This is a genomic window from Brassicibacter mesophilus, assembly GCF_050433385.1.
Classification (GTDB): Bacteria; Bacillota; Clostridia; order Tissierellales; family Proteiniboraceae; genus Brassicibacter; species Brassicibacter mesophilus.
Genome location: NZ_JBNPXI010000004.1, coordinates 93,333 through 106,420, shown reverse-complemented (window position 1 = coordinate 106,420; position 13,088 = coordinate 93,333). Strand labels below are relative to the sequence as shown.

Annotated in this window: 12 protein-coding genes; 1 reads left to right on the top strand and 11 read right to left on the bottom strand. The window is 34.1% G+C overall.

The window, feature by feature from the left end; all coding sequences use genetic code 11:
* Positions 1–190: 190 nt before the first annotated feature.
* The 10 genes from HNR33_RS07160 to HNR33_RS07115 all read right to left on the bottom strand — a co-directional run bounded on the left by HNR33_RS07160 (position 191) and on the right by HNR33_RS07115 (position 10,249).
* Positions 191–925: a GntR family transcriptional regulator gene (locus HNR33_RS07160; protein WP_429081711.1), complete on the bottom strand. Its 735-nt coding sequence runs from the start codon at positions 923–925 to the stop codon at positions 191–193.
* A 59-nt stretch (positions 926–984) separates the two neighbouring features.
* Entirely contained in the window at positions 985–2,076 is a 1,092-nt protein-coding gene (locus tag HNR33_RS07155) for a Gfo/Idh/MocA family protein (protein ID WP_429081708.1), read from the bottom strand.
* 5 nt (positions 2,077–2,081) lie between these two features.
* Complete coding sequence (locus HNR33_RS07150) at positions 2,082–2,822, bottom strand: sugar isomerase domain-containing protein (protein WP_429081707.1); 741 nt, start codon at positions 2,820–2,822, stop codon at positions 2,082–2,084.
* Positions 2,815–4,056, bottom strand: a complete 1,242-nt coding sequence (gene nagA, locus HNR33_RS07145; RefSeq protein ID WP_429081704.1) for an N-acetylglucosamine-6-phosphate deacetylase — start codon at positions 4,054–4,056, stop codon at positions 2,815–2,817. Before nagA ends, HNR33_RS07150 begins: the two co-directional genes overlap by 8 nt.
* Positions 4,056–5,342: a neutral/alkaline non-lysosomal ceramidase N-terminal domain-containing protein gene (locus HNR33_RS07140; RefSeq protein ID WP_429081701.1), complete on the bottom strand. Its 1,287-nt coding sequence runs from the start codon at positions 5,340–5,342 to the stop codon at positions 4,056–4,058. The genes nagA and HNR33_RS07140 overlap by 1 nt, the downstream gene beginning before the upstream one ends.
* Before the next feature lie 24 nt (positions 5,343–5,366).
* Positions 5,367–5,849 (bottom strand): PTS sugar transporter subunit IIB, encoded by a 483-nt coding sequence (locus HNR33_RS07135; RefSeq protein WP_429081698.1) that lies wholly within the window; start codon positions 5,847–5,849, stop codon positions 5,367–5,369.
* 5 nt (positions 5,850–5,854) lie between these two features.
* Positions 5,855–6,247 carry a PTS sugar transporter subunit IIA gene (locus tag HNR33_RS07130; RefSeq protein WP_429081695.1) on the bottom strand — a complete coding sequence of 131 codons (393 nt, stop codon included), beginning with the start codon at positions 6,245–6,247 and terminating at the stop codon, positions 5,855–5,857.
* Positions 6,248–6,359: 112 nt separating this feature from the next.
* On the bottom strand, positions 6,360–7,199 hold the full coding sequence (locus HNR33_RS07125) for a PTS system mannose/fructose/sorbose family transporter subunit IID (RefSeq protein WP_429081693.1): 840 nt from the start codon (positions 7,197–7,199) through the stop codon (positions 6,360–6,362).
* Positions 7,192–7,932 (bottom strand): PTS mannose/fructose/sorbose/N-acetylgalactosamine transporter subunit IIC, encoded by a 741-nt coding sequence (locus tag HNR33_RS07120; RefSeq protein ID WP_429081691.1) that lies wholly within the window; start codon positions 7,930–7,932, stop codon positions 7,192–7,194. The genes HNR33_RS07125 and HNR33_RS07120 overlap by 8 nt, the downstream gene beginning before the upstream one ends.
* Positions 7,933–8,245: 313 nt before the next feature.
* The gene (locus HNR33_RS07115) at positions 8,246–10,249 is read right to left on the bottom strand and encodes a S9 family peptidase (RefSeq protein ID WP_429081689.1); all 2,004 of its coding nucleotides are present in this window, start codon (positions 10,247–10,249) and stop codon (positions 8,246–8,248) included.
* A 355-nt stretch (positions 10,250–10,604) separates the two neighbouring features.
* Here HNR33_RS07115 and HNR33_RS07110 point away from each other — a divergent pair, with 355 nt between their 5' ends.
* Positions 10,605–12,095, top strand: a complete 1,491-nt coding sequence (locus HNR33_RS07110; protein WP_429081686.1) for a helix-turn-helix domain-containing protein — start codon at positions 10,605–10,607, stop codon at positions 12,093–12,095.
* 360 nt (positions 12,096–12,455) lie between these two features.
* Here the strand turns inward: HNR33_RS07110 and HNR33_RS07105 are convergent, their stop codons facing one another.
* Positions 12,456–13,079, bottom strand: coding sequence for an undecaprenyl diphosphate synthase family protein (locus tag HNR33_RS07105; RefSeq protein ID WP_429081683.1), 624 nt, complete (start codon positions 13,077–13,079; stop codon positions 12,456–12,458).
* Positions 13,080–13,088: the final 9 nt, after the last annotated feature.

Genomic DNA, 13,088 nt, shown 5'->3' with positions numbered 1-13,088 from the left:
ATAAACCTCTCTTCAAATTTCCTAGCTTTTCATAAATTATCAAATATTGATATAAACAGCACCATTATATTATACAAGTATTAGACTTAAAAGCAAATAAAAATACTTCAGACTTTATTCTACTAAAAGATATAAGTTAAGTGTCAGGTACCTTGTACCATAAACGCCTTAAAAAGGTGCCTTAACTTATTTAAGGCACCTCAAGTGTTATCTCAAATTTATATCTGTCACTTCTATAAACTGATTTTGTAAATTCGATTGGAACATTATCATCTGTAAATGCTCGTCTTTCAAATAACAATCCTAGCATAGCTTCTTTAACACCTAACAAGTTTGATTCATAGGCTGTAAGTATGATAGGTTCTAAATATTGCTTTCCATGTGATAGCTTTATGCCGTATTTCTCCTCTAAAACTTTATACAATGAACTGCCTTCTAAGTCTTCTTCCTTGAAGCCTCTTGTATGTTTTTCAGGAACCCATGCTTTTTCTATGGCATATGACTCTCCTTCTACTATTCTTAATCTAAAAATTTCATAAACCTTATCGTTAAGCTCAAGATTTAATTGTTTTATTATCTTCTTCGTCGGTTCCTTAATAGTAAAATTCAGTATTTTCGTCTCTACCTTTAATCCTTTTCTTTTCATTTCCTCTGTAAATCCAATTAATTCTGACACACTTTGCTTAACCTTTGGTTGAGCTACATAAGTGCCTTTTCCTTGCTCTCTAAATAAAATTCCCTCATGTACCAGCTCAGTAATTGCTTTTCTTGCAGTCATTCTACTTATTTCATGATATTCGCAAAGCTCCCTTTCTGTAGGAACGGAGTCCCTAGGCTTAAGTTGTTCATTCTCTACCATTTCTCTAATTATTTCTTTTAATTGATAATATCTAGGCAGTGGACTTTGCTTATCTACCTTTTTCATAGCTTCACCCCAACCCATGAAATATTCCCTCATTCGAGTTCTCAGTTTTTTCTTTTTTATCAGTTTGACAGATATGCTATGTCAACAATTTTTTGTGATTTTGATGCTTCTTCAAAAGTAGGTGTCTCTCTAAACATAACTCTTCCATTGATAATATTGTTTAAAACATTCATTTGACTAGCTAAATGCATATCTACCATATTTCCTAAAGACATCTTTGGCGAAGGTATTATTGTACTTAAGTATTGTGAATATGGATCCAGCTTTTCAATAGTAACTTTTTCAAGAACATTATTTTCGTTAAATAAATAAATATTTGGTTCATAAAAGCCTTTATCAGTAACTTTAATAAATCCCTTTGTTCCATATATTTCAATATTAAAAGCCTCTAGTGGATTAATTGAAACCTTGGAAACTTCCATTGTACCTTTTGCACCGTTCATCATTTCCAAATTAATTAATCCCCAATCATCAACATCCACTAAAGTTTCTTCACCATTATCATTTGGTCTTGTATCAAAAATCGTCTTAGTTTCAGCCTTTACATTCCTTACTTCCCCTAATAAAAATCTAATGCAATCTGCTAGGTGAATTCCCAGATCTATTAAAGCTCCTCCTCCAGATCTGTTTTTCTGTAGACGCCAAGTAATAGGGCGCCTAGGATTTAGATAACTTCCATGGAGCAGATGAGCTCTAAAATTAATCACATCTCCCAGCTTGTTTTCAAGTAAAAATCCTCTAGCCTTTGCCAAAGCCGGCATAAATCTATAAACAAGAGCTACCTGATTAATGATACCTTCTAATCCTACTATATCAGCCATTTTGGCACATTGCTGATAATTAAGACCAAGTGGTTTTTCACAATAAATATTTATCCCCTTCTTTGCTAAAATTTCAATCTGGGGCATATGTAAATCATTGGGGGTACATATATCTACAAGATTAATATCTTCATTAGTTAGTTCATCAATGTCATCTCCTCTAGCTAACCAGCAGCTGTCTTCACCTAATGAGTTTTTTCTTCTTATAACCTTTGTCATTTCAATTTTAACCTGCGGGTCTTGAAGTACTAAGGGTATATTTAAATATCCTATAGAATGAATTTTACCAATATACCCATATCCTATTAAGCCAACCTTTATTTTATCCATAACGATTATATTCTTCCCTCATATTTAGCTCTTAGGTCATCGTTATGCTTATCTCCCCCATCAACATTAGCACTGATTAAAACTGGAGGTACAATGCCTTTTCCCTTTAAGATATTGATTATTTCTGCTGTTATACCTTGAGCAATACATGCACCTGTAACAGATGAAATAGAACAAGCCTTCATGGATAACCCCTCTACTGGTATCAGGGCATCTCCTTCAGGTCCGCAATTATCAATAATCACATCTCCAAATTCATAAAGCATTTTACCGCTTGAATGTCTAGATGTAGTGCTTTGAGAATGCTCTAGAGATGTAACTACAATTAAAGGCATTTTCTTATCTTTAACCATGGAAGCAAATTCAACTATCGTACCATTTCTGCCCGAATTAGAAACAATTATGAAAGCATCTTGAGGACGTATATCATACAGTTCCCATAATTTATGAGCATTAGTTGGATCTCTTTCAATTTGAGGGTCTAGTAAATCTTCAGAAGGCAATATTCCCCGCAGAGACAAATCATCTAATGTAACTCTATGCATAGGAACTAATCCCCCTGCTCTGTTAGCCAATTCCATGGCAAAAGCCTTAGAGTGTCCTGTTCCAAATATATGTACTACCCCATCATTAGCTATAGCATCAGCTAAGATGGCACTAGCTTCTTTTATTTTTTCTAACTGAGTATTTTTCACCTTGTCTAAAACTTCAAAAGCATTTTTAAAAAAAACCTCAGCATTAATCATCATATATGCCTCCCATCTCTTCAATACTTCTTATTTGCTTTACTTCAGGATTAATGAACAATTTCTCATCCAATGAACTATATACCAGCTTTCCTTCAACAAAGGTTGATTTGATCTCATAATCTGGACGCAAAATAACTAAATCTGCATCTTTTCCTATTTCTATACTTCCCTTTGATTGAATAACTCCGCATAGTCTAGCTGGATTTAATGAAGTCATTTTTAATGCATCCTCCATAGAAATGCCTATGCTTTCAACTAGATTTTTTAGTCCATATAGCATATCCTTTGTGCTACCTGCTATTGTCCCATCAGGTAATCTACTCCATCCATCCTTGTCGATTAAAGCCTTTCTTCCTAAAAAAGCATATTCTCCCGGCTTTATGCCAGCAGCTGTAATAGCATCTGAAACCACGCACACCTTATCTATGGTTTTTATTTTTACAACCAGCCTTATCATGTCAGGATGAACGTGGAATAAATCACATATCAACTCACAGTCTACTCTATCGTCTAACAAGTATCCTCCTAATGCACCAGGCTCTCTATGATGTATAGAGCTTTGAGCATTACAGGTATGGTTTGAAAGTCTTATTCCCCATTCAATACCTTTCTTGGTTTCTTCAATAGTGGCATTAGTATGAGCGCCAGAAACTAATATTCCTTTTTCAACAAGGTATTTAATAACCTCTTTCGCTCCCTCTAGCTCTGGAGCCATTGAAACATGAGCAAGGTTGCTATTACTTAACTCTAGAAATTCTCTCATTAAATCTAAAGAAGGCTTTTGTAAGAACTCAACACTAAATGCTCCTTTTTTTTCTGGATTTAAAAAAGGTCCTTCCATATGAATCCCTAGCATCCTTGCTCCTTCGTAATCTCCTTTCATAACTATTTTTAATGTTTCTATGGTCTCTTTGATTACATCTAAAGGACTTCCTCCTATAGTTGGTTGAAAACCAGTCACTCCCTTAGTAGCAAGATATTTTGCTAATCCTCTAATCTCATCTTCAGTACCTCCAGTTACAGACCATCCCCCTGCTCCATGTATATGTATGTCAATTAATCCTGGGATAACAAAATTGTCTCCTGCTTCAATAATTTGTCCTGTGAAAGAATTGATTTCATCTAAATCAAAAATAATATCTTTGATTTTTCCATTTTCTATAAGTATGGCTCCATTTTTTACTCCATTTGATGTATATATTTTTTTACCTTTGAGCATAAAACTAGACATTATTTTTCCCCCTCATGTTCGCAATCCAGCTCATGTAATAATGAAATAGCCGTATCTCTTAATCTCTCACCTTCTCCTAGGTTAAAGCTGCAGGAAAGCGATTCGTAACCCCCTTCAACATATGAATCTCTATCAGGAACATAGCCTATTGAACCATTTGCATATCCTATAATCATTGTCGGTGTATAAGGTGAACTTTTCATTATATCATTGCCTAAGCTAGAGAAAAGCTCTGCTGGCTGAGATAAAATAACACCTTCACCTATTTTTATAGCGTTCAAGCTTCCTTCATATTCTAAAGAATTACTATATTCTTTAAGTAATTTCTGTAGCATTACACCCTGTAATGCTGTACTAATCACCCTCATGTCCCCACTACTAGCACCTTCCCTTCTAAGAATTTCCAATCTTTGTTTATATTCATTTATCTGTTTATCTAAGACATCTTCATCAGGTATTTCTCTAGGCTCTAATTTAAAACATCTTTCTTTTACTAAAATACTGCGACATTTTTTATAATCAATCTTGTTGAGTCCCTTAATGACCTCTGCAGCTAAAAGGCTACCTAATCGTATGACTTCTCTATACTCTTGATTTCTTCTAATAAATCTAGTGCTTATATCACCGCAAGCACCATTAGCAAATGCAAAAAAGACATTCTTTCCATACACTTTTTCTAGTAAGTCAATAGATGCTCCAGGATAGTCTGCAGATATTTTTAGATTTGCTGCTGGGAGAACAGTTGGGTGGCAATTATAATTGGATAGAGAGGCTATAAGCTTATCATTTTCGTCAACAAATCCCAGGATTGTAAGAATTGGCTTGACTTCTTTGTCTGTAGCCCTTCTAGAGCCTCCAACCTCTGTAAACTGCTTTTGATACCAGCCTGCTTTACATTCTGTTTGGTTATCTAAAGCCTGAATTACAGTTCTTGGTATAATACCTAGAAGCCATTGTATATAAGCTTTATTAGCTTTTCCCATAAGTGGATTGTCAGAGGTGAGTGGACCAGAATGAGTATGAGTTGTGCATACTATTACATTTTCTCTTGATATACCAGTCAATCCATGTATTTTATCTCTGATATCGTCAGTTTGCTTTTTAGTCAATCCTATTAATTCTGTAGAGATTATAACAGCTTGCTGACGCTCATCATCTTTTATAACCAAGGTTCTAGCATAAATATTATCTAAAACTCCATTCCCAAGAGCCTTCCTATCCCCATATCCCCCCATAGATATAGGTAACTGTGGTGTAATATCTTGCTTTGCCCATCCGATCTTCATATTAAAAACCCCCTGAACCTTCTACTAAAAGCCTTTTTCCTCTATTAATGCTATAAAATCCTTTTTAGAATTAGTAGGCATCATTTGAGATGTTAAGTGATGTATTTCATTGATTTTTCTGTATATAACGGCATCCTCTTTTGTTACGGCAATAGATTTTGTCACCATCTTATAATTTGTTCCTGGTAAAGGCGCTTGGTTTCCAACATTTATTTCTTCTGGTTTTAGCCCTTTCTCTAATAAGACTAATGCATCTGAAGGAAATTTAGCTATAAGCATAATTTTTTCTTTTCCTTGAGCATTGTTTACATAGTCAACTGCATCATCTATAGATAATACAGATGTTTTAACTCCACGAGCTGCCATAGGTAGCATTTGCTTTTGTATAGGGTCTTCCGCCACTTCATCATTGACTACTAGCAAATGGTCTGCTCCTACAGAACTAACCCAGCTTACAGTTACCTGTCCATGTATCAGCCTATTATCTATTCTCATATGCACTATCATTAATCCTACCCCCTTAAAGCTTTTCGTAAATCTACAATGCCATCTCTTCCTGCATAAATAATATGATTAACAACTTCTTCAATATCGCCATTTCGCATAGCTACCAGCTCTAGAAGCATAGGTAAGCTTAATCCAGTTATCACAGGATAACCTTCCTTTGCCAAATACGCTGATGCGTTTCCTGGCGATCCTCCTAATAAATCGACTAGAACAACCACTCCATGCCCAGTATCCATCTCTGTGGCGGCCTTATAAATTTTGTCCTTTAATTCTAGCGGATCATCCTTTGGTTCTAGTCCTAGTGCAAAAATATTTTCTTGAGGTCCCATAATCATATACGCCGAATTTAGCATTTCTTCAGCTAATTTTCCATGGCTAGCTATTATAATCCCTATCATTTCTTACTCCCTTCCTTTGGCTTATTGTTTAAAAATAAATAGTCTCCTCTTAAAGATAGACTTTCCTGTAAAAGGAGACTATTTTCTTTAGTCACAACATTAATTCAGATTTTTATAATATTCCAAGTATGTTAGTAATGAATGATAAAGCTACTAGTATTAATAATACTTTAATAGGTGACATTTTATGTTTTATTAGGTAATAACCTAATCCAACAATTAATACTGGTATTAGGAACGGTACTATACCATCTAATACATCCTGAACTTTTATAACCTTTTCAACTGCTTCTCCTTCTATAGTCACAGTTCTTGCAAACTGTAATGGAGTTGTCAGCCTTTTTAGTATGCTCGGTATAAAGCCTCCTATAACAACTAATCCAGCAATAGTAGCTGTATTAGTTACCTTGTCAAATAGACCATCTCCAGCAACTTCACTAATCAACCCTGTACTTTTGTTATAGCCTAGCCAGAATAAAGGAACTTTTATTGCCATCCATAGAATTCCTGCTAGGAAAATTAGTAATGGTCCAGTCATACTTCCGCTCATTGCTAAAGAAGCGGCAATTACTGCTATAATAGGTCTAAACAACACTGCTTGAATAGTATCTCCTATACCTGCCAACGGACCCATTAATCCTACCTTTATACTACTTGCAGCTTTACCCGCATTATCTTCTTCTAGTGCAATAGCTGCGCCAAGAATCAGTGGAGAAGCTACTGGGTTAGTATTATAGAATTGAAGATGTCTTTTCATAGCTTCTTTTAAGTTATCGCCTTTTTTGTATACTTTTTGAAGTACCGGTAAAATAGCCCACAAGAATCCTAGAGCCTGCATTCTTTCATAGTTCCAAGACCATTGAAGTGTTATGATATCTCTCCACATAGCCTTCTTTAATGTAGCTTTATCTAGCTTGGTTTTTGCTGCTTTTTCCACTTCTTTATTAGGCATTAGAAGACCTCCCTTCTAAACGCATATAAACAATGGCAATTGCAAGGCCTAGCATAGCAATACCCATAATAGGTACATTTATATATGCGAATAATGCAAAGCCTACTAACAAGAATGGCCAGTATTTTTTAACATTTATTTGATTAAGCAATAGTGCAAATCCAAGAGCTGGTAACATTTTACCTGCTAATTGCATACCACCCATAAACCATTGGGGGAACCATTCTATGACTTTTTGAATAGGTCCAGCACCTAGCCAAACTGCTAAAAATACTGGTATTCCACGGCTTAATCCCCAAGGTATTTGACCTAATAAGTGCATTTTTGTGATTCCTTCTATGTTTCCAGTTTCCAAGTGTTTATCTGCGCCGTGAATAAATACAGTAGTTGTTGCACGAGCTAGAACATCTAGCTGCGTCATTAGAATAGAAGTTGGAATAGCTATAGCCAAACCGCCTTCTAAACCGGATCCTAGAGCCCCTATAGCTGTTCCTATAATAGCTCCTGTATTGAAATCTGGCATCGTAGCTCCACCATATGTCCACATACCTAAAGACATAAGTGTTAAAGTAGCACCAATTTGTAATCCTAAATTAACATCACCAACAATAAGACCTGTAAGAGCACCGCTAATTAATGCTTCTGCCCACCATAAACCTGTCAGCTGAGCAATTATAGAAACATATGCCCATATTCCGAGTATTAGTGGTATTAATAATCCATACTCTTCCACAATTTGACCCCCTTTAATAAATACTAAGCTTGGTAACTAAAAGTTCACCTCCTTGCTAGTTGATTTTTAAAAGGTATGATAAGTTTGTATAAATGTCATGTTGTATGTACCAATTTAATAATATATTTATGCGGGTGCATTTATATTTATTCCTTTGACTTTTTTATGAATCTAATTTTAAGATTTATTTTATGCAAACAAAAAACTAGCAAAGTAGAATACTATGCTAGCCTCTTATTTATTTCATATTTAATTAAATTAAGCGAAAAATAAGTTAAGTGCCATGTACAATAAGATATAGGCACATTTTATTTTATTTCAAGTATTTATCAAACCAATCTGTGATTTCTTTTAATCTTCTCATTCTATGCTTTGGTTTGCCACTTCTGCTTAATTCATGGTTTTCGCCTTTAAATATACACATCCTTGCTTCAACACCGTAATATTTCAATGCTGTAAACATTTGAATACCTTCTGGAAGCCAACATCTGTAGTCCTCTTCTGAATGTATGAAAAGTGTAGGAGTTTTCACCTTATCTGCATATTTAAGAGGTGAGTGCCACCAAAGCTTATCATGATTTTCCCAAGGAGTTCCACCATTTTGGTCATCAACAAAATAGTAGCCAATGTCTGTTGTGCAAAACTTAGATATCCAGTTTGATATACTTCTCTGTGATACAGCTGCCTTAAATCTATCTGTATGTCCTATAATCCAGTTAGTCATAAAGCCTCCATAAGAACCGCCTGTAACTCCAACCCTATCAGCATCTATAAATGAATATTTCTCTAAAACTGCATCAGTAAATTTCATGATGTCTTCGTAATCAATAGTACCATATTTGCCCCTTATATCTGAGTAATCATTTCCTTTACCATCACTGCCCCTTGGATTGCAGAAAAATACTACATATCCTTCATTAGCCCAATATTGCATTTCATGAAAAAACACTTCACCATATACAGTTTTAGGTCCTCCGTGTATATCTAAAATAGCAGGATATTTCTTACCTTTCACATAATCTACAGGTTTCATAACCCATCCATCTACAAGTACTCCTGGAGCGGTTTCGACTGTTAGGTGCTCAATATCAGCAATCTTTCTATTCTTTTGTACCCATCCATTAAATTCTGTTACTTGTATTTCATCATTATCTGCAAATCTATATATCTCTTGAAGCTTCATGTCCCTTAAGCCAATTAATATTATATTACCTGAAAATACATCAAATCCATCAACGGCTCCACCTTTTGTAGTAATCTTTTCTATATTGCCATTAATGTCTATCCTATTAATATATGAACTTGATCCTTCAGTAGTAATAAAGTATAGGTAGTTATCATCAACTTTTTGATTCTGAGAGCCTCCATATCTGCAATCAGATCCTACTGAATTCCAAGTACTCGTAGTAAAATCAGGAGTTATACATTTTCTTTCTCTAGCATTTAAATCTATAATATAGAACTTGCTATTTTCATTGATTCCATAGTTTTTCATATCTGAAGTCATTGCAATAAGAGTATCATCGTTTATATATTCAACATATCCATAATTAAATACTTCGTCAGGAGTGATTCTTTCAACTTTATCCTTATCAACATCATAAATATATACACTATTTTTAATCTCCATCTTATTACTATATTCAGATGCAGTAAAAACTATTTTTTTATTGTAAGGGCTTATATTAAATTCTTCTACGTCCATGTATTTATCTGTTATAGCTTGAAGCTGATTCTTTGAAATATCGTATATGTAAAGCCTATCTCTTATCTTATTCGTAAACCCTTGTCCATTACCCCAAAATGGTATTTCATCAATAACCTCATAGTCCTTTTCTTCCTTCCTTCTTTTAAGCTCATCATTCTTTTCTTCTTCACTAAGCTCGTTTAGATCTTTGTTATAGATGTTATATGAAGACTTGAATACAAGTAGTTCATCGTTAACCAGCTTTACAGCACCTACATTTAACGGTACTCTGAAATATGGAGTAGCTTCCCCGCCATTTATACTTATTTTGTAGTATTGAGTAAATTCTTCTCCTTCTTCTTTTTTCTTTTTGTCTTTTGGATTTCTTACTGTAGAAAATATTATATGTTCACTATCTCCCATCCATAAAAAATTACTTTCATGATCTAGAGACGTAAGTTGAAAATATTTATCTTCAGCTATATCATAAACCCATAGATTTGACAGATACTCGTTCTCTTCAACATCCATACGATGTACTGAAAAACAGGCATATCTCCCATTAGGTGAATATCTTATGGATGATAAAAATTTAAATCTAGTAAAATCATCTAATTTAATGCTTTCCATACGTTTAACCCCCAATCAATTTGGATAATATTTTGTGCCACGAAATACTTCTATAATATATTTATACACAAAAACATTAATTCCTCTATTTGTAAAAATTTTTTTAAAAGAGATTATTCATAGCGAGTAGCTAATTCTCTCTTTTTTCAATAAGTTAAAATTTAAATAAAGTTAATTAACAGGCACTAATCATTGCCTATCACCGTATTTATTATATTTATTATTTATCGATTAGAGGTTTTCTTTTAAAGGAAGAAAAAGTAACATTTTTCCTCAAAAAAGTCGAGAGGATGCTTGTAAAATATTATATAATGAAATTACTTCCGGAAGAAAGATGATTAAAAAGGGTGATAATGTGGATTATTTTAACTTTATAGTATCAGTAGTAGCCTATGTTGAAAGAAGACTATCATCGGATATAAACTATGATGAAATAGAAACGATGACCGGATTCTCCATTGCACATATTAGGGATGTATTTAAGAATCATACTAAAATTTCCCTTGCTAAATATATTCTTTATAGAAGAATATGTAATGCTGCCTTTGATATAGTACATAGCGAAAGAAAAATACTTGATATAGCTAATGATTATGGTTTCGATAGCTATGATACATTTACGCGGGCATTTAAAAGATTTACTTCTATGACTCCAAGCAAATTTAGAATGGAACGTCTTGCAGTGGGTAGAATTAAACTTGCAGCTGGGATTTACGGACCGGGTATTATTAAGGAAGATAATACACAGCAAAGCTCACCTGACTTTTGGGAGGTAATGAAAAATATGAAAGATATAAAAAAATCACATGACAGTTGCATTCTTTATGGGGTGCCAAAGGTAGAATATTGTTATGAGGAATGTACGCCATTTCCTTCATCTCTTAGAGCATGTCTTAATTATATTGGTCAGGATATAAGCTACTCCTACCTCATGGCTGCTTCAGGCGCATCATTTCGCCTTAGGTGGAATACAAAATACTGGGATGGAGGAAATGTAGATATAATGTGTATTTATGAAAATCCATTAGAGGCCTTTGAACGTTCCTTCAAGGCATCAGGACGCTCATATGAAATTCTTCAAAGAAATAAAAATACAACAAAAAATGAATTTGTAGATTTTATAAAATCTGAAATAGATGAAGGACGACCTGTGATTGGTCTTGGTATAATAGGTCCTCCAGAAGCCTGTATCATTACAGGCTATAGAGATAATGGTCAAACTCTTTTGGGATGGAATTTTTTTCAAAACAATCCTGAGTTTGCAAAGGATACTGAGTTAGATGAATCTGGATATTTCATCTCTAGAAGTTGGTGGGAAAATCCAGATACCGTTGGGGTTATAGCAATAGGCGAAGAGATGGAAAAGCAACCATGTATTAAAGATATTATTTTAAATGCAGTAAATATAATGACAAAAGAACGTATCGGAGATTATGCAGGAGGTCAAGCTGCCTATGACCAATGGGCAGCAGCATTATCAGATGAAAGTCAATTTCCTAAGCATGCTGTAATGCCTATGCTATTCGAAAGATTAATGTGTCAAGGTGATGCCATGGTTATGATTGGAGAAGGCAGAGCCTATGCAGGTTGCTTTATGGAATGGGTAGGTAATCAGCACAAAAATATAGAAGATAAATGTATAAAAGCCTCAAATTGCTTTAAGGAAGAATTTAAATTAGTTAATAAAATGAGAGAACATTTGAAGGGCTGGCAGTTGGGAGAAGAACAGGCAAGAAACTTAGCTGATCCTTTAATAAGAAAAGAAATTGTTAATCTCATAATATCAGCAAAAAAGCTTGATGCTGAAGCATGTAATATCTTAAAAGAGATTGCGGAGAGTATCTGATATAGGAAAGACACAGAACGGAGAACAAAGTAATATTTCTTAATCTGAAAAAACATATCTTAAAAACACTGCCGTTACTTATGATATTACCAATCATAAGCAACGGCAATTTTTTAATGTTAAAATGCGTCTATTAATTCTTAATTATTTTATCTTCTAGATTGAGTAAACTGAAATTGATATATTGTTTATTTTTATGAAAGACCTCTTCATAGGATTAAAATTTTTTCCTTTCCTAAATTATATATATGCTTTAACATTTTCAAATAATCACAGCTTTCAAAGAGTTTATGCTAATTCTCTTTTTCTTTTAGATAAGTTAATATGTTAAATGCCTGGCACTATCTATGCTATCTGATTTTATCCTCCTAATGTAACGTCTTGTTCATTGTACCATCTTATAGCTTCATGGAATTGCTCTCGTTTAAAATCTGGCCACATATCATCTATAGTATATATATCTGAATAAACAGATTGTATAGGGAGAAAACCAGAAAGTCTTTTTCTTCCTCCCCATCTTAAAATAAGGTCAATACGTGAAATATCCTTAGAACGCAATCCATCCATCACAATTTTCCTACCTCTGCTTTTACAGTCGAGGTTTGATATATCCCAGTCCCAACCATAATTCACTAAAAAATTAACCTTTGTTCCACCTTTACCTATGTTTGTTCTTTCAGTATATTTTAACAATTCCTTAGGGAAAACAGTTGATTTTGTGTTCCCCATCACAAGTAACGACACATCTTCTTTTGCTATTAATTTTACAGCATCAACACATGACTTCACAAATGCATCTATCTGTTTTCTAGGTCTCTTGCAGTTATCTGTTGTAAATCCATAATATGTAATTTCTTCAATGCCATATTCCTTGGCTAGCTTTAATACTTCAAGTCCTGGTGATAACCCATATTCATATCCATCTTGCTTTTCAAATCCTTTATTTTGTGCCCAACGTCTATTACCATCGGGAATAATACCCATGTGATTAGG